At 36.6% G+C, this 22,400-nt stretch carries 16 protein-coding genes; 10 read left to right on the top strand and 6 right to left on the bottom strand.

The genetic code is table 11. From position 1 onward, the window contains the following. Positions 1 to 38 precede the first annotated feature (38 nt). Together LC457_RS05150 and LC457_RS05145 are read right to left on the bottom strand one after the other, a co-directional pair. Positions 39 to 827, bottom strand: a complete 789-nt coding sequence (locus tag LC457_RS05150; RefSeq protein ID WP_149388710.1) for an NUDIX domain-containing protein — start codon at positions 825 to 827, stop codon at positions 39 to 41. Positions 828 to 843: 16 nt separating this feature from the next. Beyond that, on the bottom strand, positions 844 to 2,028 hold the full coding sequence (locus LC457_RS05145; RefSeq protein ID WP_223598913.1) for a sugar MFS transporter: 1,185 nt from the start codon (positions 2,026 to 2,028) through the stop codon (positions 844 to 846). Positions 2,029 to 2,204: 176 nt separating this feature from the next. Between LC457_RS05145 and LC457_RS05140 the strand changes: the two genes are divergently transcribed. The 6 genes from LC457_RS05140 (at position 2,205) to LC457_RS05115 (ending at position 12,684) form a co-directional block, all read left to right on the top strand. After that, positions 2,205 to 5,123, top strand: coding sequence for a TonB-dependent receptor (locus tag LC457_RS05140; RefSeq protein WP_223598912.1), 2,919 nt, complete (start codon positions 2,205 to 2,207; stop codon positions 5,121 to 5,123). A gap of 9 nt (positions 5,124 to 5,132) precedes the next feature. After that, positions 5,133 to 6,662 carry a RagB/SusD family nutrient uptake outer membrane protein gene (locus LC457_RS05135; protein WP_223598911.1) on the top strand — a complete coding sequence of 510 codons (1,530 nt, stop codon included), beginning with the start codon at positions 5,133 to 5,135 and terminating at the stop codon, positions 6,660 to 6,662. A gap of 2 nt (positions 6,663 to 6,664) precedes the next feature. Continuing rightward, positions 6,665 to 8,089 (top strand): glycoside hydrolase family 30 beta sandwich domain-containing protein, encoded by a 1,425-nt coding sequence (locus LC457_RS05130; protein WP_223598910.1) that lies wholly within the window; start codon positions 6,665 to 6,667, stop codon positions 8,087 to 8,089. A gap of 9 nt (positions 8,090 to 8,098) precedes the next feature. Next, a complete protein-coding gene (gene bglX / locus LC457_RS05125) occupies positions 8,099 to 10,321 on the top strand; it encodes a beta-glucosidase BglX (RefSeq protein WP_223598909.1) in 2,223 nt (740 codons plus the stop codon). Between the two features lie 92 nt (positions 10,322 to 10,413). Next, the gene (locus tag LC457_RS05120; protein ID WP_223598908.1) at positions 10,414 to 11,208 is read left to right on the top strand and encodes a family 16 glycosylhydrolase; all 795 of its coding nucleotides are present in this window, start codon (positions 10,414 to 10,416) and stop codon (positions 11,206 to 11,208) included. 36 nt (positions 11,209 to 11,244) lie between these two features. After that, positions 11,245 to 12,684: a glycoside hydrolase family 30 beta sandwich domain-containing protein gene (locus LC457_RS05115; protein ID WP_223598907.1), complete on the top strand. Its 1,440-nt coding sequence runs from the start codon at positions 11,245 to 11,247 to the stop codon at positions 12,682 to 12,684. A gap of 175 nt (positions 12,685 to 12,859) precedes the next feature. On the opposite strand, the gene LC457_RS05110 is transcribed toward LC457_RS05115, so the two are convergent. Both LC457_RS05110 and LC457_RS05105 read right to left on the bottom strand, forming a co-directional pair. Beyond that, entirely contained in the window at positions 12,860 to 13,669 is an 810-nt protein-coding gene (locus LC457_RS05110) for an enoyl-ACP reductase (protein ID WP_116011849.1), read from the bottom strand. Positions 13,670 to 13,789: 120 nt separating this feature from the next. Continuing rightward, positions 13,790 to 14,089, bottom strand: a complete 300-nt coding sequence (locus LC457_RS05105; RefSeq protein ID WP_047384507.1) for a hypothetical protein — start codon at positions 14,087 to 14,089, stop codon at positions 13,790 to 13,792. Between the two features lie 139 nt (positions 14,090 to 14,228). Here LC457_RS05105 and LC457_RS05100 point away from each other — a divergent pair, with 139 nt between their 5' ends. Both LC457_RS05100 and LC457_RS05095 read left to right on the top strand, forming a co-directional pair. Then, a complete protein-coding gene (locus LC457_RS05100; protein WP_223598906.1) occupies positions 14,229 to 14,786 on the top strand; it encodes a DNA-3-methyladenine glycosylase I in 558 nt (185 codons plus the stop codon). Positions 14,787 to 14,916: 130 nt separating this feature from the next. Next, positions 14,917 to 15,678 (top strand): NAD-binding protein, encoded by a 762-nt coding sequence (locus tag LC457_RS05095; RefSeq protein WP_223598905.1) that lies wholly within the window; start codon positions 14,917 to 14,919, stop codon positions 15,676 to 15,678. 796 nt (positions 15,679 to 16,474) lie between these two features. On the opposite strand, the gene LC457_RS05090 is transcribed toward LC457_RS05095, so the two are convergent. Both LC457_RS05090 and LC457_RS05085 read right to left on the bottom strand, forming a co-directional pair. Then, positions 16,475 to 17,329 carry a nucleoside phosphorylase gene (locus LC457_RS05090; RefSeq protein WP_223598904.1) on the bottom strand — a complete coding sequence of 285 codons (855 nt, stop codon included), beginning with the start codon at positions 17,327 to 17,329 and terminating at the stop codon, positions 16,475 to 16,477. 22 nt (positions 17,330 to 17,351) lie between these two features. Continuing rightward, positions 17,352 to 17,837, bottom strand: a complete 486-nt coding sequence (locus LC457_RS05085) for a hypothetical protein (protein WP_223598903.1) — start codon at positions 17,835 to 17,837, stop codon at positions 17,352 to 17,354. A 233-nt stretch (positions 17,838 to 18,070) separates the two neighbouring features. Between LC457_RS05085 and LC457_RS05080 the strand changes: the two genes are divergently transcribed. After that, the gene (locus LC457_RS05080) at positions 18,071 to 19,900 is read left to right on the top strand and encodes a cytochrome-c peroxidase (protein WP_223598902.1); all 1,830 of its coding nucleotides are present in this window, start codon (positions 18,071 to 18,073) and stop codon (positions 19,898 to 19,900) included. A 314-nt stretch (positions 19,901 to 20,214) separates the two neighbouring features. Continuing rightward, positions 20,215 to 22,368: an alkaline phosphatase PhoX gene (locus LC457_RS05075; protein ID WP_223598901.1), complete on the top strand. Its 2,154-nt coding sequence runs from the start codon at positions 20,215 to 20,217 to the stop codon at positions 22,366 to 22,368. Positions 22,369 to 22,400 lie beyond the last annotated feature (32 nt).

The raw sequence follows: 22,400 nt of genomic DNA, 5'->3' as shown, positions 1-22,400 counted from the left end.
ATGCTCTTTTTATTTGTTTATAAGATAAATTCTTTGTTTTAAGCCTCCTCATCATTAGAGATAGGATACTGATTGGTAGAATTGTGGACCTTGCTTTTAAATTTATACAGATAAGGAGCTTTATTAGCCGAGCCATCATATAATTTTTCAAGTCGGTCAAGGATATTTAAACTTAAAATTTTGCGCTGAAAGTTATTTCTTCTGAATTTTTGGCCCAAAATGGTTTCATAAAGAGACTGAAGATCTTTCATCGTAAACTTTTCAGGAAGCAGATTGCTGGCCGCCACTTCTGTATTGATATTCATCCGCAGGTATTCTAACCCTGTTTCTATGATTCTGTCGTGATCAAAAGCCATCTTGGGCAGATTGTTTACCTCAAACCATTCACAACTTTCATTGAAAGCATCAGGGAAAGTGTTGGCCATTGAAAAATCAATAAGGCTGCAATATCCTACTGTAATGAATCTTTGAAAAATCCAGTGATCTTCCGGTACCTCAATTCCCTTATTGTTAAGAAGAATCTGGTGAACGTTATTTTCTGTACGGTCTATTCTCCCAAATGTATGAAATTGTTTCAGAAATATATCTTTAAGGTGTGTTCTTTCAAATAAAACCCTTGCTGCAGCTTCTCTTAAATCTTCATCATTGAAAACAAAACCACCCGGAAGTGACCATAAATCCAGATCGTGATACTTCAAAAGAAGAACTTTCAAAATGTTATTATGAAAGCCGAATATAGTACAGTCCACAGAGATATGGGCAACAAAATCTTTGGTATCGATAAGTTCCCGAAGTGTTTCTTTACTTTTTGTGTCTTTGATTTTCATGGCAGTAAAAATAAAACTATTTTCTTTTTGAAACGTTAAAAAATACTAAACTGGTAACAAAAAGAATAATAACGAAAAATAATATATATAATGGGTAAAAGTTTAAAAGTTGTTTTTCAAATAAAACAGCCATAATAATTGAGCTTACAGAGCTGCCCAGAGAAGAAAAAATAACAATAAGAGAGGTGAATAAGTTTACCTTTTCTTTGTCCATCTGTGCAATCATTTTTGAATTGATGACAGGGTAGAGCGGTGACAAAAATAAACCGATCACAGGAAATAAGAAGAGAATTACCCTTGAATCTACAGAATCAAAATACTGTACGCCTATAATAATTATCAGTAAAGAAATAATAAAAGCCATACATGAAAGGTAGTAACCTGGCAATGAAAATCTTCGGATAATATTGGCTGTTATGGTTCTTCCTACATAAGAAAATACCGCCAGAAAAGAGGTGGCCTGAAGAGCAAAAAATGAATTGACTTTCAGGTGATTCTTATAAAAAGACGGAAGCCAGGAGTTGAATCCCTGTTCTACAAAAACGATAAAAAATATTACCCCAAGGAATAGTAATATTGAAGGAGTTACAAACCCTGAAAGCTCAGAGAATACACTTTTGTTTTCCAAAGGTTTAGCTTCAGAAATTGTAATTTTTGATAACAGGAATATCGTTAATGCCGATAAGAAAGCAATTAATAAAAAACAAAATTTCCAATATTCAGAGTATTCACTGGATACCACCCATCCAAAGCAGGTATTGACGACAAAGATTCCGATCATAAAAGAAGCTTCTACACTGTTCATCGTCTTTGCCAGCGATTTCTCATCCGAAATATTGTTCCTTATAATCCCGAAAACACAGATTTTACCAATCGCAAAACAGGCTCCAATGATGGCAAACCATAGTTTGAAAAACCAGAAAACCTCAACAAACGGCAACAGACAAGAACAAAAGCCGACAACTATCAAAGCCGAAATCAAAGCTTTTTTTGTTCCCGTTTTGTTGATAAAACTTACTGCAAAAAGAGAGATAAAGGCAATGGGTAAGTCTTTAAAAGATTCTAATAAACCCAATTCTCCGTAGGTGATTTTCTCTTCAGACAGCTGCAGAATAATAAGTCCCATACAGTTCAAAACCATTGAAAAAATAAGAAAGGTAAGTTTTAACGGAAGAGAAATTTTAGAAAGCTTGATGATCATTTTGGGGGACTTCTTTTTTGTTTTTTTGTGAAATTTTATGAAATATTGATGCGAAGATAGGGCTTCTAACCCTGAAAAATAAAAGAAAAATTAAAATATTTATGAATAGAATGTTAATTAATTGAAAAAAAATATATTTTTATTGTCTCAATTTGAGAATTAAACAATAACTGTATATGAATGTAAGAATATCACGAAGCGTAGGAGTGGTTGCCGTCCTCTATTTTACGGCCAACTTCAGTGCCCAGACCACCAAGGCGAAGGACACAATTGCTAAAGAAAACAAAATAGACGAAGTTGTAGTGATTGGTTACGGTACTCAGAAGAAGAGTAATGTAACTGGAGCTATTTCCAGCGTGAGGGCTAAGGATATTGAGGATATTCCTTCAGGGAAACCTGAACAGGTCCTTCAGGGAAGAGCAGCTGGTGTTTCTGTGGTTACCAATTCCGGACAACCTGGGTCCGCAGCTACTGTGAGGGTGCGTGGTGTTACAAGTTTTGGAGCGGGAAGTAATGATCCTTTGTGGGTTGTAGATGGAATTGTGGTGGATAATATTGCATGGCTCAACCAGTCTGATATAGAAAATATGGAAATTCTGAAAGATGGTGCCTCTGCAGCAATTTATGGAGTTTCTGCAGCAAAAGGTGTTATCCTTGTAACGACCAAGAAAGGGAAGAAGGGAAAAATGAATTTAACCTATAACGGTTTTTACGGGGTGGGATCGGCTTCAAAGAAATTGGATCTTTTGAATGCAAGCCAATATGGAACTATTATTAATGAAGCTTTAACCAATGCAGGAAAAGCTCCGCGTTTTACTAATCCTCAATCTTTTGGCGCCGGTACAGACTGGCAGGATGTAGTTTTCAATACTGCTGAAAGAAAATCTCATGAATTCAGTTTGAGTGGAGGGAATGACAGATCTACCTTTTATTCTTCTTTCGGATATTATGAACAGGATGGAATTGTCCTGAAAGATATTTCAAATTATAAAAGGATGAATGTAAGGTTAAATTCTACTCATAAAGTTTTTGATTTCCTTACCATTGGACAAACATTCTCATATACTCATCAAAAGACGAAAGGGGTAAATGCGAATGATGAGTTCGGTGGACCTTTAAGTTCAGCTATCAATTTAGATCCTATAACACAGGTAGTGGTTACAGATCCTGCCTTATTGAATACAAGCCCATATAATAATGCAGGTATTTCTCCTTATCTGATTAGAGACGCTTTCGGAAATCCTTATGGTGTATCAACTATTGTAGAGAATGAGATGACAAATCCATTGGCATTCAGACAAACTCAGCTTGGAAGATACAACTGGTCTGATGATTTTGTGGCGAATATATTTGCAGAGTTAAAGCTTTTGCAACATTTTACTTTCAAAACTACTCTTAACGGAAAGTTATCCTATTGGGGAAAAGAACAGTTTACGCCTAAATTTTATCTGAATACCAATTCAAGAAACACAGTATTTAATAGCTTTTTAAGGGAAAGTAATAGGAAGCTCGAATGGAATACGGAAAATACATTGACTTATCAGAATAAATGGGGAAATCATAATTTAAGTGTATTAATCGGACAGGGAGCTTACTTTTATAATATAGGTTCCGGAAATAATACCACTTATACCAACCTGCCGGTTAATAACTGGGAGGACGCTTCCTTTAATTTTGATGTTCCTCAGGAAAATCGTTCAACATCAGCTTATGATGGTGTTGAAACCCATAAGGCCTCTTATTTTGCCAGAGTGATTTACGATTATGAAGATAAATATCTGTTTACTGGTACAATCCGTAGAGATGGTTCTTCTAAATTTGCAAAAAATAGACACTGGGGAAACTTCCCTGCCTTCTCTCTGGGATGGAATATTTCCAACGAAAACTTCTGGCCGGAAAATAAGATTGTTAATACCTTGAAGTTCAGGGGAGGATATGGTGTTTTAGGTAATGATGCTATTGAAAACTTCAGATTTGCAAACTTCCTTAAATCAGGAAGCAATTATACATATGGTGATAATAATATTATTATAGGGTATGCTCCAACTACTCTTGAAAATCCGGATCTTCGCTGGGAAGAGACTTCTCAGTTGAATATTGCTGCTGATTTGAAATTCTTAAATGATTTTACTTTGACAGTGGATTGGTTTAAGAAGAAAACAACGGATATTCTTCGCCAGGTGGATATTCCAGGATATGTAGGTGCTCCGGACAGACCTTGGAGAAATGTGGGGGATATGAACAATACCGGAGTTGAAGTTAATCTGGGATATAAAAAGACCTGGTCTGATTTCGGAATTTCAGTAAATGGGAACTTCTCCTATTTAAAGAATGAAGTAACAAGACTTGAAGATGATAAAATCTACGAAAACTTTGCATCCTTCCAGTCTATGGGGCCTGTAACAAGATTCCAAGTAGGGTCACCCTATGGAGCTTTTTACGGATATAAGAATCTGGGTATTTTCCAGACACAGGCGGAAATTGATGCATATAGAAATGCCAATGGTGACTTGATACAACCTAATGCTAAGCCTGGTGATTTCAAAAGACTTGATGTAAATGGTGATGGTAGAATTAATCAGGATGATTATGAATATTTGGGAAGTTCTGTACCTAAGTTTACTTATGGTTTAACATTAAATCTTAATTATAAAAATATTGATTTGATGATATTTTTACAAGGACAGGGAGGAAATAAGATTTTCCAGGGTCTCAGAAGACTTGATTTGTTCTATAGTAATTATCAAACTACAATTCTTGATCGATGGACAGGACCAGGTACTTCAAATACGGTGGCAAGATTGGATGCTGATGATAAAAATGAGAATTACACCAAAATGTCTGACTATTATCTTCAAAAAGGAGATTTTATGAGAATTAAACTGGTTCAGCTCGGATATACGCTGCCGGGAGATATTTCCAAACGCTTTGGTGCCAATAAGGTAAGGTTTTATGTAACAGGAGAAAATCTTTTCACTTTTACAAAGTATACAGGATATGATCCTGAAATTGCAGTTAACGATTCCTATGGTATAGATAGGGCTTATTATCCACAGGCCAGAACATTCATATTTGGTGCTAACATTCAATTCTAAAAAACAAACATGAAAAATAGATTCTATAAAGCAATAGTAGTGATCGCCCTTACATCAGGTGTTGGATTCAGTTCCGTATCTTGTGGTGATGAGTTCATTGAAGATGTACAGAATAAAGGAGCTTTTGACTCCAATAACTACTTCCAGAATGAAGAACAATCTTTTAGTGCGCTGGTATCAGTGTATGACCTGCTAAGAAAATATTCTGGCGGGTTTGAAAATACAGTAACTTTCTTTAACGCAGCTTCCGATGATTTCTATTCTGGAGGTGGAAGTCCTACAGACGGTACGGGGATACAAAGTTTTTCCAACTATTCTATTGATCAGATCACAGTTCCTAAAACCTATTGGAATGATTTCTATCAGGGAATAGCTAGAGCAAATCTTCTTATTCAGAGAATTCCGGATGCTAAGATGAATGATCAGACACGCAAGAGATTTATTGCTGAAGCTAAAACGCTGAGGGCTCTTTACTATTTTGAATTGCTGAAAATGTTTGGTAATATCCCACTGATTTTACAGCCTATTACAGCTGCCGATGATTATTATAATATTCCTCAGGCAGAACCTCAGAAAGTGTATGAGCAGATTGAATCAGATATTTTAACTTCCATTAATGATCTTCCACTATCTATCGCACCTACTAACAAGGCTGAGGTGGGAAGAATAAGTCAGGGGACAGCCAGAGCTATTTTAGGAAAAATTTATTTGTATAACAATAAAAAAGACCTTGCTGCAGCTCAATTTGCCGAAGTAAACGGAACGCCAGGACAAGTCAGTCAGTATGGATATAAATTAATTGCCAATTATAATGACCTGTGGAGAACGGACAATAAATTCACCACGGAATCTATTCTTGAAGTAATGCATACTAATAAAGGAAATTCGGACTGGGGCTTCTGGGGGCAAGGGAAGGATGAAGGAAACTCTATCTGTATAATGATAGGACCGAGAGGATACGATAGGTTAAAGACTACAGCACCTGATATTGTTTCAGGATGGGCATTTAATACTGCAACAGAAGATCTTTATAATTTCTTGAAAGACGATCCGAGAGTTAATGCAACTATCCTGAACGCAAAACAGCTGACTGCAAATGCAGAGATCAAATATTCACCCGCTCATAATGATACCGGTTATTTTTTGAATAAATATCTTCCCAGAAGAGATGAAGTTTCCAATCTTCCCGGAGCTCCGGAGCTTAACTACAGCAGGAATTACATTGTAATCAGGCTGGCAGACACTTACTTGATGGAAGCAGAAGCATTAAACGGGTCAGGTGCGAGAGCTCAGGCTCTATTGGATGCAGTAAGAGGCAGAGTTGGACTGGCTTCAATACCGGTAACACTGCAAGCTATCAAAGATGAACGCAGACGTGAACTTGCTGGTGAAGGACACCGATGGTTTGATCTTGTAAGATGGGGAGAAGCACCTTCCAAATTAGCATTGCGAGGATTTAAACCAAATAAGAATGAGCTTTTACCGATTCCTTATAATGAACTTCTTAATACGAAGATCAAGCAAAATCCTGGATATTAAATATGAAGTTTCACAACTTATATAGTTTCTTTAGAGGTGCCGCACTACTTAGTGGTGTGGCCCTTTTTTCTTTGTCGTGTACATCAGTTGCTTCCAACAAAGGAAATGAAGTTCAGTACTGGCTTACAAAAGGTGATGGAAGTGTAAAATTACAACAGCAAACCTCTGTTAAATTTGCAAATAACACCAACAGCTTTCAGAATATTGAAATTGACGATTCTCAAAAGTTTCAATATATTGATGGCTTTGGATATACATTAACAGGAGGAAGTGTTGAGGTAATCAACAGATTGTCGCCTTCCAAAAGAAAGGCACTGCTTAGTGAGCTTTTTGGAAATGGCAAAAACTCAATTTCTATCAGTTATTTAAGATTAAGTATAGGAGCTTCCGATCTTGATGGTGAAGTATTTTCATACGATGATTTGCCGGAAGGACAGACTGATCCTTCTCTTTCAAAATTCAGTTTGGCAAAAGATAAAAATCTGATTGCTATGTTAAAAGAAATTTTAGCAATCAACCCTTCTGTTAAAATCATTGCAGCACCATGGTCACCACCTGTTTGGATGAAAGACAATGGCCAGTCAAAAGGAGGAAGCTTGAAAACTGAATTCTATGGAACATATGCTCAATATTTTGTAAAATACATTCAGGGAATGAAAAAAGAAGGCATTACCATTGATGCTGTAACCCCTCAGAATGAACCTTTACATCCGGGAAATAATCCTAGTCTATACATGCCTTCTGAACAGCAGGGAAATTTTATCAAAAATCATTTAGGTCCGGTTTTTAAAACAAATGGAATTACCACTAAAATTGTTGTCTATGATCACAATTGTAACAAACCTGAATATGCCATTGATATTCTAAAAGATTCCGAAGCCAATCCGTATATTGATGGATCTGCTTTTCACTTATATGAAGGGGATATTTCAGCACTAAGTACGGTACATGATGCTTTTCCGGATAAGAATTTATACTTTACCGAACAATGGACCGGATCCAAAGGAACTTTTGCCGAAGACCTGAACTGGCATACAAAAAATGTAATCATTGGGTCTATGAGAAACTGGAGTAAAATTGCGCTTGAATGGAATCTTGCCAATGATCCGAAATATGCTCCGCATACAGATGGAGGATGCACAGAATGTAAAGGAGCGATTACTGTGTCTGACAGTGAAAATTTCACCAGAAATGTTTCCTATTATATTATTGCACACGCTTCGAAATTTGTTCCGGCTGGTGCTCAGCGTATCGTTTCCACACAGACTGATAAACTTTCCACTGCCGCCTTTATGACTCAATTTGGGAAAATAGTTTTAATTGTGCAGAACGATAACCCTTCAGATGAGAATTTTAATATTAAATTTGCCGGGAAAACCGCTGCTGTAACAATTTCAGGACGTTCTACAGCAACCTATATTTTTTAATTTGATACTATGAAAAGAGTTTATTTCTTACTGGCATTTTCCGCATTGGGATTGAATGCTTACGGACAGAAAACAATTGATCAGAAGGTAGCAGAATTGCTGTCTAAAATGACCCTTGAAGAAAAAGTAGGGCAGATGGTCCAGTACAGTGGGTTTGAATATGCTACAGGACCTCAGAAATCTAATTCGGCAGCCGTTTTAGAAGAAATTAAAAAAGGTAAAGTAGGTTCCATGCTGAATGTGGCAGGATCAGAAGAAACCAGATCATTTCAGAAACTGGCGATGCAGTCGAGGCTGAAAATTCCTTTGCTGTTCGGGCAGGACGTTATTCACGGATACCGTACCACATTTCCTGTAAATCTGGGCCAGGCAGCAAGCTGGGATCTTGGGATGATAGAAAAATCGGAAAGAATCGCTGCAACAGAAGCCGCTGCTTATGGTATTCACTGGACGTTTGCTCCAATGGTGGATATTGCCAGAGATCCCAGATGGGGAAGAGTGATGGAAGGTTCCGGGGAAGATACTTACCTGGGAACAAAAATAGGATTGGCAAGGATTAAAGGATTTCAAGGCAGAGGTCTGGGAAGTCTTGATGCGGTGATGGCCTGTGCAAAACATTTCGCAGCATATGGAGCAGCAGTAGGTGGAAGAGATTATAATTCAGTAGATATGAGTCTCAGACAACTGAATGAAACATACCTTCCTCCGTTCAAAGCTGCTGCTGAAGCAGGAGTGGCCACTTTTATGAACTCTTTCAATGATATCAACGGAATTCCGGCAACGGCTAACAAATATATTCAGAGAGATCTGTTAAAGGGAAAATGGAACTATAAAGGTTTTGTGGTTTCAGACTGGGGAAGCATCGGGGAAATGGTTCCTCATGGCTATGCCAAAGATGCTAATGAAGCGGGAGAAAGAGCTATACAGGGCGGAAGCGATATGGATATGGAAAGCCGTGTCTACATGGCAGAACTTCCCAAGTTGGTTAAAGAAGGAAAAGTAGATCCTAAATTGGTAGATGACGCAACGGGAAGAATTTTAACCAAGAAATTTGAAATGGGTCTTTTCGATGATCCTTACCGATTCAGCGATGAAAAAAGACAAAAAGAACAGACCAATAACCAGGAGAACAGAAAATTCGGGAGAGAATTTGGTTCAAAAAGTATTGTTCTTCTTAAAAACCAGGGAAATATTCTTCCCCTTTCAAAAACTACAAAAACGGTAGCGTTGATAGGACCTTTCGGTAAAGAAACTGTAGCTAATCACGGCTTCTGGTCTGTTGCATTCAAAGATGACAATCAAAGAATCGTTTCACAATTTGACGGAATTAAAAATCAACTGGATAAAAATTCTACTTTACTCTATGCAAAAGGCTGTAATGTAGATGATCAGGATAAAACCCAGTTTGCAGAAGCCATAGAAATGGCAAAAAAAGCAGATGTGGTGATTATGACGCTGGGAGAAGGCCATGCGATGAGTGGAGAAGCAAAAAGCCGAAGTGCTATCGGATTTACAGGAGTACAGGAAGATTTACTGAAAGAAATTGCGAAAACAGGAAAGCCAATCATTTTGATGGTTAATGCAGGAAGACCTCTTATTTTCAACTGGGCATCAGATAATATTCCAACAATTGTATACACATGGTGGTTGGGAACCGAAGCAGGGAACTCTATTGCAGACGTTCTGTTTGGTACCGTGAATCCCGGAGGAAAGCTTCCGATGAGTTTCCCGAGAACAGAGGGCCAGATTCCTGTATACTACAATCATTATAATACGGGAAGACCTGCAAAAAATAACACAGACAGAAACTATGTTTCAGCCTATATAGATCTTGATAATGACCCGAAATATCCGTTTGGATATGGTTTAAGCTATACCGATTTCAAATATTCCGATATGGTATTAAGTTCAACAAGTCTTACAGGAAATCAGAGTCTGAATATCGGTGTTACCGTTTCCAATACAGGAAAATATGATGGAGAAGAGGTCGTTCAGCTTTATATCAGGGATCTTTTCGGTAAAGTAGTAAGACCGGTAAAAGAGTTGAAAGGCTTCCAGAAAGTACTTATCAAAAAAGGAGAAAGTAAAAAGATAGAATTCAGGCTGACACCGCAAGACCTGAAGTTTTTTGATGACAATCTGAACTTTGATTGGGAAAGCGGAGAATTTGACATTATGATAGGAACTGATTCTCAAAATGTTCAGACCAAAAGAATCACCTGGACAAAATAAATTCAATTCAATTCAATTCAATTCAATAGGAGTGGGCTAAAGCCCACTTATGAAAATATAAAAAGAACGGCTTTAGCCAAAACTTAATACACATGAAAATCAAATTCAGAAATACAATAAATATCTGTGTAATAGGAATATTCTTTCTTTCGGCTCTCAACTGTGCTTCACACAGAACCCTGATCTGGAATGATGAATTTAATGGTAAAGGTCTTCCGGATTCATTAAAATGGAATTATGATGTAGGAGGTGGTGGTTTTGGAAATGAAGAAGCTCAGTTTTATACCAAAAACAGGCTTGAGAATGCCAGAATGGAAAAAGGAAACCTCATCATTGAAGCCAAAAAAGAAAATTGGGAAAACAATAAATATACTTCTGCAAGACTTTTAACCAAAGGGAAATTTGCTTTTCAATATGGAACAGTAGAAGTCAGAGCAAAGCTTCCCAAAGGTCGTGGAACATGGCCGGCCATCTGGATGATGAGTGAAAATATGAAGAAATGGCCGGATGACGGTGAATTGGATATCATGGAACATGTTGGGTATAACCAGGGATTTATACATGCTTCCGTTCATACAAAAAAATACAATCATATTCAGGGAACACAGAAAACAGATACACTGTTTGTAAAAGATGCCAGCGAAAAGTTTCATGTCTATAAAGCAGACTGGACACCGGAAAAGATTGATGTGTATATCGATGATCAAAAATTTTTCACCTATGTGAATAAAGAGAAAAGTAATGAAGCATGGCCCTTTGACAGACCTTATTTTATCATTTTAAACCTCGCTGTAGGTGGAATGTGGGGAGGACAAAAAGGAATTGATGATTCTATTTTTCCACAGAAATATTATATAGACTACGTAAGAGTCTACCAGAATAAATAATGAATAGGGGACACAATTGTCCAAAATAAAAAAATCATGAAAAAACTAATTGTAAGTTGTTTTTTAGTAGGCGTTGTCATCAATGTCAATGCTCAGAATTATTGGAAAAAGAATGCAGGAAAAACAGCTAAGGTGATCCTTACCAATTCGAAGGCGGATGAGAAGATGGCGGATAAAGGAGCCGTTAAATTTGAACAATTTGGTCAGCCCAAGGAAACGGAAGCCTGTATTTTTGTAGCTCCCAACTTTAAATATCAGAAACTGATAGGAATTGGCGGTGCCATCACAGATGCATCAGCAGAAACTTTTTATAAAATGCCAAAGAACAAGCAAAAGGAAATTCTGGATGCTTATTTTGGAAAAAACGGATTGGGTTACACTGTTGTTCGTACCAATATGAACTCCTGTGACTTCTCCAGTGATTCTTACACGTATGTAGAAGATAATGACACTTCCCTGAAAACGTTCAATGTTGCTCATGATGAGAAGTATAAAATTCCGATGATCAAAGAAGCACAGAAAGCGATCGGAAATAATTTTACTTTTTATTTCTCTCCGTGGAGCCCGCCTGCCTGGATGAAATCTAATAAAAGTTTGTACAAAGGAGGAAGATTAGAAAATGAGTACTATCAGACGTGGGCCGATTACTATATCAAATTCATTAAAGAATATGAAAAAAGAGGAATCAATATCTGGGGACTAACCGTTCAAAACGAGCCAATGGCTACCCAAAGCTGGGAATCATGCATCTACACCGCTGAAGAAGAAGGAGAATTCCTGAAAAAGAACCTTGGACCAACGCTTTGGAAAAACGGATATAAAGATAAAAAAATAATGATCTGGGATCACAACAGAGACCTTATCTATCAAAGAGCCACTACTACATTAAGCGATCCTGAAACTTCAAAATACGCCAGCGGTATCGGGTATCACTGGTATGAAACATGGAACAATAAAACCCAGCTTTTTGACAATTTAGCAGAAACGCACAGAGCTTTTCCGGATAAATTCTTAGCGTTCACGGAAGGTTGTAAAGAACAGTTCAGTATGGATAAGATCTATGATGTAAGCCTGGGTGAGCTTTACAGCAAAAATATGCTGAACGATTTCAACAAGGGAAATGCATTATGGACTGACTGGAATATTCTATTGGATGAAACCGGAGGACCTAACCATAAAGGAAACTTCTGCTTTGCCCCGATTATTGCAGACACAAAAACAGGTGAGGTGTTCTATACCTATGAATACTATTATATAGGCCACGTTTCAAAATATATCAAACCAAATGCTCAGAGAATCGGCAGCTCATCCAACAGAGCTGCGCTGACATCTTCCGCTTTTATGAATGAAAACGGACAATTGGTAACTGTTATTATGAACGATTCAGACAATGATATTGAAACGAATCTATGGATAGAAGGAATGGCCGCCAAGCTGAATGCTCCTGCACACTCTATACAGACTGTAATTTTATAGTTTCATATTACATATTAATATTATTTTTGACAGATCCGGCGGCCTCTTTGAGGCCGCCGGGTTTTATTTGTGAATGATGAGTTTCAGGATTATAAAAACAGAAAACCCATGAAGTTTTTCATGGGTTTTATTTATTTTTGAACGGAACTTTGTTCGTTATTTTTTTAATGAATGATTATTCAACATCATATTTGCTGATCACTTTCTGAGTAACTCCTGAGCTGCTGAAACCACCATCATGGAAAAGGTTCTGCATCGTTACTTTCTTCGTAAGATCAGAGAAAAGGGTAACGCAATAGTCTGCACATTCAAGAGCTGTAGCATTTCCTAGTGGAGACATATCTTCTGCATATCCAAGGAATCCTCCGAAACCTTTCACACCACTACCGGCAGTAGTCATTGTAGGAGACTGAGAAACGGTATTTACACGTACTTTTCTTTCACCCCAATAGTTTCCGAAAGTTCTTGCAATGCTTTCAAGATAAGCTTTGTTATCAGACATATCATTATAATCCGGGAATGTTCTTTGAGCAGCAATATAAGTAAGCGCCAGGATGCTTCCCCATTCGTTCATACAGTCTTTTTCCCAAGCTACACGCATTACTTTATGGAAAGAAACAGCGGAGATATCCCAACCTTTTTCCAACCAGTCGTAGTTCATTTCTGTATAATGTTTTCCTTTTCTTACGTTGATAGACATTCCGATAGAATGAAGGATAAAGTCGATTTTTCCAAATTTTGCAACAGCGGCATCAAAAAGTTTTTCAAGATCTTCTATAGAAGTAGCATCTGCTGCTATTACTTCAGAACCTGTTTTTTCTGCTAATCCATTAAGTTCCCCCATTCTCAAAGCAATAGGAGCATTGGATAAGATAAATTCAGCACCTTCCTCATGGCATCTTTCAGCAACTTTCCATGCGATAGATTGTTCATTAAGGGCTCCAAAAATAATTCCCTTTTTGCCTTTAAGTAAACCGTATGACATAATTTTTTAATGTTTATTATAATACAAATGTAGCAATAATTGTGGTTATGACATAATAAAAAATGGAGCCTTATCAATTTAAGACTCCATTTTATTGAAAATATTTATATGACTGAAATACTAATTGGTTTTCTTATTCCATTCTGCTTTTACATCCTCTGCCGCATCTTTGGTTTTTTCCCATGCCTCATCTGCTTTATCTTTGATATCCTCCCAGGCATCGGATACATTAGCTTTTACCCTGTCGAGCCAGTCTTCCTGGCTGGCTTCCTGATCATTATCTCTTTTCTCATTAATATAATCTTTAGCCTTATCTGCCAATTCATTGATTTTCCATTTGGCTTTGTCCGTTGCATTCTGTAAAGAATTTTCTACATTGTTTACTGCATTTTCCGCTTTGTTGTACTCTGAATTGTTCATAATAGTATAAATTTTAGTTTGGTATCAGTAATTAAACAATAACTATTCCTAAAATAGAACGCCTTTGTTAAACTTTTCATAATCTTTTGTTATATTTTTCCAAATCAGCAGTATCTTTAGTAGATAAAATTTGATAATTATGGAAAAAATACGGTGTGGATGGTGCGAAAAAGATGATCTCTACAGAAAGTATCATGATGAAGAGTGGGGAAGACCCGTGTATGATGATGAAACAATATTTGAATTCCTTATTCTTGAAAGCTTTCAGGCCGGACTGAGCTGGTATACTATTTTGTCTAAAAGAGAGAATTTCAGGAAAGCTTTTGATCATTTTGATTATAAAAAAGTAGCCGCTTATTCGGAGAAGAAGATCGAAGAATTAATGAACAACCCGGGAATTATCAGAAACAGGCTTAAAATTCTGGCAGCTGTTACCAATGCTCAGAAATTCATGGAAATTCAGAAAGAATTCGGGAGTTTTTCTAACTATATCTGGAACTTTACAGGCGGAAAACCGATTGATAACAGTCCCCAGACTTTAGCTGATGTTCCTGCCACAACAGAAATTTCCGATCTTATATCCAAAGAACTTAAAAAAAGAGGATTTAAATTCGTGGGTTCTACAGTAATTTATGCCCATATGCAAGCTACCGGCATGGTAAATGACCACATAAAGGACTGCTTTACCAGAAAATAATTGTAGGTACTGATTCAAATTCCAGTAAAATAAATTACAAAATAAAAAATCTTGAAAGGCTTATGGATACTTTGTTTCATAACTTATTGATATTTTTGTACCATTAAAAAATGAAAAGCTCTGTTGAAATATGAAGAAAATAGGAATTATAGGTTATGGCTGGCTGGGAGAAAAAATTGCATCTTCTTTATCCAGAAAATATACAATATCTGCAACGACAACAACAGATAATAAAGTAAATGATCTTAACAGCAAAGGAATTCATGCAGTACTAGCTTCTTTTCCGGACTATCAGCTGACAGAACCTCTTTCTCAATGGGAGGAAATTAAAAATATTGATGTTTTAATTATTACCATTCCGGTTTCTGAAAAAAGCTGTTGTGTAAGTTCTTTATATAACAGAATTCAAAATTTATCAGCATTTATCGGAGATTTTAAAGGCCAGATATTTCTGATGAGTTCCACAGGAGTTTATCCGGATCTTCCAAAAGATTTTACAGAAGAAGATGTTCCATTGGAGAATGTATCGGGAGAAAGAATGTTGAGAAATAGATATCCTCAGCTCAATATTCTTAGATTAGGAGGCTTGATGGGAGACAACAGGCTTTTGAAAAATTATAATGTCGGCAATCTTGATCATGCCGTGAATCATATTCACTATGCTGATATCAGTGCCATTATCACACAAATGATTGAAAGTAAAACAGAAGCAAAACTTTATAATGTTACGGCTCCGATTCATCCGGCAAAAAGCCAGGTGATTAACGCACAGAAAAATATCCCTGACGAGGAAGTTTTTGAAGTAAAAGGAAAGAAAGTGCTGTCTTCAAAATTAATTTCAGAGCTGGATTATACATTTCAATATCCTGATCCTAGGACTTTTCATTTGTAATTTTTATCATCAGTTTTTAATCCATTTTTCCATACAAAATTTCTATTGACAACTCTGTCATTCCTTAGGAATCTCTACGCTGCTTTTTAAAGTCTTGTATTTAGATTCCTACGGAATGACAAGATGGGTGATAAGTTTTATTCATCGTGAAAGAATCAAAATTCAGTAAAATTCAATGAGAATGGCTTTAGCCTGTTAAAATAAATTCAGTATCCTGATCCTAAGACTTTTCATTTGTAATTTTTATCATCAGTTTTTAATCTATTTTTCCATACAAAATTTCTATTGACACCTTTGTCATTCCGCAGGAATCTCTACGTTATTTTAAAAACTTGTGTATTTGGATTCCTACGGAATGACAGGATGGGTGATAAGTTTTATTCATCGTGAAAGAATCAAAATTCAGTAAAATTCAATGAGAATGGCTTTAGCCTGTTAAAATAAATTCAGTATCCTGATCCAGGAATTTTTCATTTGTAATTTTTATCATCAGTTTTTAATCCATTTTTGTTTACGACATTTCTATTGAGACCTCTGTCATTCCGAAGGAATCTCTACGCTGCTTTTTAAAGTCTTATATTTAGATTCCTACGGAATGACAAAATGAGTGGTGAGTTCTACTCATCGTGGAAGAATCAAAATTCAGCAAAATTCAATAGGAACGGGTTAATATCCTGAATGTAGACGAAGGGAGCCTGTTTTTTAACAGATGAAAATTCAATTGGCTTTAGCCAAAAATTATAAAAAAACCTCCGGAAACAACTTCCAGAGGTTTTGTATTATATCAATAAAATAATTATTTAATAATTCTTTCCAATACCCAATCAATAAGGTTTTTCTCAGAAGCATGGTGGTCTGCAGAGAATTCACCGCGTCTTCTGTTGGCAATAACATTGTTTACAGTAATTGCTTTGTGTCCTAATAATTTTGAAAGTGCATAGATTGCAGAGGTTTCCATCTCGAAATTGGTGATTCCAAGATCATTCAATGTTTCTAAGAATTTGTCATCTACTGCCTTTAGACGAAGCTGTCTTCCCTGTGGAGCATAGAACCCTGGGAATGTTGCCGTATTCCCGTGGTATTTGGCATCTTTGTAATATTCTCCCATTTCTTCCGCCCAGTCTGAGAAATAAAGCATCGGCTTGATTCTTTCGTAAGGGAATTTTTCTAAGAAGTTTTTGGAAAACTCATTTTCAAAGTTATAATCCTGATAGAAATGCATCAATCCGTCTAATCCTACTACATTTTGGGTAATCAGCATATTATCAACCTGTACATCCGGGTTTACGCTTCCACAAGTTCCCATACGGAATAACTCAAGAGCTTTATGTTCAGTCTTAAATTCTTTATTTTTAAGATCGATGTTCACTAAAGCATCCAGTTCGTTCATTACGATATCGATGTTTTCAGTTCCGATACCCGTAGACATTACAGTAATTCTTTCTCCACGAAGCGTTCCTGTATGCGTGTAAAATTCTCTTTTATTTTTTTTAATTTCTACAGTATCAAAGTATTTTGAAACTTTTGCCACTCTGTCAGGATCACCCACAAGGATGATTTTGTCAGCAATATCTTCAGGTAAAAGATTCAGGTGGTATACACTTCCGTCTTCATTCAGAACAAGTTCTGAGGCAGCAAGTTTGTTTAGCATAATATGTATATTTTTTGTTTTTTTAATTAATCATAATGGCTTCTTTATAAGGAGATGCCATCACTTCATAGATATCATTGTATTCTTCTACAATTCTTTTCTGGCCGTTCATTACCTCATACACAGTAATGACAGTTTTTTCAATATTTTTAGGATCTTTCCTCTGTGAGGTGATTTCGTAGAAATGTTCATCTTTTTTAAGAATAGAAATCAGTTCTTCCTTTGTGGAATTGTTGGAAGTCATCATTCCCGGGAATTCTGCTACAATATCTTTCAGATCAGAATAATTTTTATAAGGCTTGGTAACACCGTTGGAATATACATAAACATTGGGGATGTTTTTATCCTTTTCAAGGCGGACCAGATAATAATCAGAACCTTTTTTTTCTGCATAGACAGCCATTTCCTGTGGCTTTACGGACTGGTTTTCCGTTTGCTTTTTCTTTTGTGAAAATGCCGTCAGAGAAAGGAAACTTGCTGCAACAGCAAACCATAGTTTTGTTTTCATAATACTATTTTAGTTTTTTTTGATGTGTTGAATCCAATTTAAAAAAATCCTCGCCCAATAATCTCCCGCCATTATTTTTACCGGTATTTCGAATAACCGTTTCCTTTAGAATAATGAATTTGATTTCGGGGTTTAAAATTAGTGAAAAATATGATATCAGAAATATAAACATTATTTAATCTGTTATTAAAACTGAGATAACATCAGATCAATACTTTTGCCGCTAAAAATTCATGAGATCTTATCCACTGCTTGTAATCGTCCTTCTGATAGGATTTGCAGTAATGTCTTTTAATCCTGTTTATAAAGGAAAAGAAAGTGAAAATACATTTGTCAATAAAGGGTTGTCCAACTTCAAAACTAAGCTTGAACAGCTGAAATCAGATGTTGATAAGTTCTCAGAAGACCAAATTTCCCTTGAAGAATTACAGAAATCACTGAGCAGTACCAGAAATTCATTCAAAGAAATAGAATTTTATGTGGCTTATCATTATCCTGAATTCACCAAAACCCATCTGAATGCAGCCCCATTGTTTCATATTGAAGCCGCTGGAACGTCTGCTTATACACTTCCTCCTGAAGGATTGCAGGTGCTGGATGAATTAATATTTTCAGATGAAGCAGGAAATGAAAAAGAAAAGATCAAAACAATTACTACCTTTTTATACAACAGCTATTCCGGGTTTTATCTAAGTGCTTTGAAAAATGGTTTGAGCAAAGGAAATAATAAGACATTACCTTTGCGTATTGAGCTGATCAGAATCTATTCTCTCGGAGTGACAGGTTTTGATACTCCAGGTTCTTTGAATGTTTCCGAAGAAGCCAGTCATGCTTTTTCAGGGATGCAGAAATATATTAATGATGATCCTTATTTTAAGAATTATAATACGCAGAAAGCCAATCAGACTTTAACAAACGCAATTAATTATCTTTCAAAAAATACCGATTTTGAAACTTTTGACAGAATTGAGTTTTACAAAAAATACATACAGCCTTTATACGAAGAGTTGGGGAAATGGGATGGAAGGCCTGATGATCTTAAAGAATTCTCTGGTTGGAATGTCGGAAATAAGAACTTTTTCAGCAGTGATTTTTTAGATCCGTATTTTTATACCTTATTGAAATCCTCAGAAGATAATCCAGAACTCCGCAGCCTTGGGAAATCCATTTTCTATGATCAGAACTTAAGCGGTAATGCAAAGATGAGCTGTGCCACCTGTCATCTTCAGGAAAATGCTTTTACAGACCTTAAGGCAAAATCACAAAGCAATGTAGAAGGAAAAACAGTACTGAGAAACTCACCGTCTTTATATAATGCTGTTTTTGCCAAGAGATTTTTCTATGACCTTCGCGCTTTTTATCTGGAACAGCAGGCAGAACACGTCATTTATAATGAACAGGAATTCAATACAAGCTATGAAAGTATTATTCAGAAATTAAAAACAAAACCTGAATATAAAAAGGCTTTTCGTGCAGCTTTTAAGGATGGAAAGATCACCAAAGAAAATTTTTCAAAAGCATTAAGCTCTTATGTGGCTTCATTATATTCCTTTGACAGCGATTTCGATCGTTTTATGAGGAATGAAAAAAATGTTTCTGAAGATGTGAAAAAAGGATTCAACCTGTTTATGGGAAAAGCCAATTGTGCAACCTGTCACTTTACACCCACATTTTCCGGATTGGTGCCGCCGTTTTTTAATGAAAATGAATCTGAAGTACTGGGAATACCTAGCAGACCAATCAAACAGCTTCCTGTGGAGCTTGATCAGGATCTTGGAAGAGGAAACAGTCCTGTAAAAAAGGAAAAATCATGGATTTATGATTATTCTTTTAAAACAGTAACCGTTAGAAATATTGCTCTTACCAAACCTTATTTTCATAACGGAGCTTTTAATACATTAGAAGAAGTTCTTGACTTTTATAATGAAGGAGGCGGAGAAGGATTAGGATTAAAAATGAAAAACCAAACCCTTGCACCGGATAAATTAAATCTTACCGAAACAGAAATAAAACAGATTATAGCCTTTCTGAATTCCCTTACAGATGTGAGTAAAGCGAAATAGGCGGGTGCGGGATTCGAGATGCGGGGTTTTGAAATGCGGTTCCGGGGTACGAGGTTCGGATTATAATGTGTTATAATTGAAAATACGCAAAAAAACACATCAGCTGCTCAGCTTATTTCATCCCTGAATTTCTGTATTTGCACCCACATCCCGAAATCCCGCACCCCGTAATCCGTATCATTTAACAAAAAATTAATCCCATTAACATTAGGTTTTTGATAAGTTAATATTTGCTGATTTATATTTAAAATCCTATTAACAGAGTAAAAGCTCTAAAAAAATAGTTTTGCAGTGTCTAATAAATCAAATAAAAAATGAAGAAAAAACTACTAACAGTGGGAGCTTTGGCTATACTGGCCAGTTCTGGTATTCAGGCGCAAACTCTGATATTCAATAAGAATGCATCTTGGAGCTACAAAGATAACAATCAGGCTCAGCCTGCCGGATGGAATGCCCAGACTTATGACATTTCAACATGGGCGGTAGGAAACGGTCCGTTAGGATATGGAGATCCTGTAACTACAACCATCAACTCAGGGCTTACTACAGCTTATTTTGCTAAAGATTTTACAGTAGATCTTTCTACGCTTTCCGATAATATGGAATTGGGAATAATGAGAGATGACGGTATTATAGTATACCTTAACGGAGAGGAAGTAGTAAGAGACAACATGCCTGCTGGTGCTGTTACATTCAATACTTTTTCATCTACAACTATAGATGGAGCAGCAGAAAGTGTTTATAACCTTTTCACGATTCCAAAATCAAAATTTGTAAACGGTGTCAACAGACTTTCTATAGAATTGCACAACAGAAGCACAACCAGTTCAGATTTAAGAATTGATGCTTACCTGAAAACTACACCTAACACAACCATTCCTGTTGCTTGTAGCGGAACACACATCAGCTGCTTTACTTCAATTGTTCCTACAGCACAGACTGATAAGTTAATCATTCCTGCTGAACACAAATACCAGCTTATTTTAAAAGAAGGAGACAGTTATACAGAAGGAGGAGGATTAGTGGGAGGCCAGAATGACTTTACAGCTTATGTTCCAAAAACAGGAAGCAGTACGAACGGATATCTTTCTGTAAACCATGAAACGAATCCAGGAGGAGTTACCATGGCAGAAATCAATTATAATGCAACTTCAAAGCTTTGGCAACTGACAAAATCAAGAGCGGTAAGTTTCTCAGATCCAAGTCTGGTACAAACCATCAGAAACTGTTCAGGAGGAATTACACCTTGGGGAACCGTAGTAACCGCTGAAGAGTCTGTGACTTCCAATGATGTGAACAATGACGGATACAAAGATTACGGTTGGTTGGTAGAAATTGATCCTGCAACAGCTCAGGTGATTTCTAAAAATACTGACGGATCTAAAGGAAAACTTTGGCAGATGGGAATCATGAACCACGAAAATGTAGTGGTGAATAATACAGGAACAACTGCTTATTATGGGGAAGACGGTGGAACGCACATGGTGTATAAATATGTAATGGATACTCCGAATAACCTTTCTTCAGGAAATCTGTATGTTTTAAAATTAGATCAGGGATTATCAACTGCGGGAGATCCGGTAGGAACTACAGCAACGTGGGTTCAGGTTCCTAATAAAACCAAAGCAGACCAGAATAATACGGCATCACTTGCACAGTCATTGGGCGGAACAAAATTTAATGGAGTAGAAGATGTTGACATCAGCCCATTGGACGGAAAAATCTATTTTACAGCAAAAGGATTAGACAGAGTATACCGTCTACAGGATAACGGAACTACAGCTTCTCAGGTAGAAACATTCGTAGGAGGAGGTTCTTCTGTATATTCTTTCAATACAGCTCAGGGAATGAAATCTGAAGCTTGGGGAGACGGAAATGATAACCTTACTTTTGATGAACTTGGAAACCTTTGGGTACTTCAGGATGGAGGTAAAAACTACATCTGGGTAATTGCTCCGGATCATACACAGGCTAACCCTAAAGTGAAATTATTTGCTTCTATGCCGGCAGGTTCAGAGCCTACAGGACTTACATTTACGCCTGATCATAAATTTGGTTTCTTCTCTATTCAGCACCCGGACTCAACAATCTCTACAGATGTGGATGCTACAGGAAATACAATCAATTATAAAGGAAAATCGGCAACCATCGTAATTGCACTTAAAAATAACTTAGGAACTGAAGGAACTTTAGGTACTATCGACAACAAAACTGCAGAAAATATAGTAACGGTAGCGCCAAACCCTACTTCAGGAATTGTAAAAATCAATTCAGTAAAAGGATTGAAAGATATTTCAGTGACCGCTTACAGCATGGACGGAAAAATCGTATTTACGAAGAAGTTTAACGGGACAAACAAAGTATTGGACCTGGATTTCACACAACAGTTGGAAGGATCTCGTGTTTTAGTTTTAAATATTGAAGCTGAAGGAGGTTTCCAGAAAACAGTCAAACTTGTAAAGAAATAAATTATTTATAATTCTTGTCTGTCAGTGGCTTC

The sequence above is a fragment of the Chryseobacterium sp. GVT01B genome (assembly GCF_019970045.1).
In the GTDB taxonomy this organism is placed as follows: Bacteria; Bacteroidota; Bacteroidia; order Flavobacteriales; family Weeksellaceae; genus Chryseobacterium.
Note: the sequence above shows the minus strand (reverse complement) of the source record. Positions and strands in the feature narration are given on the sequence as shown.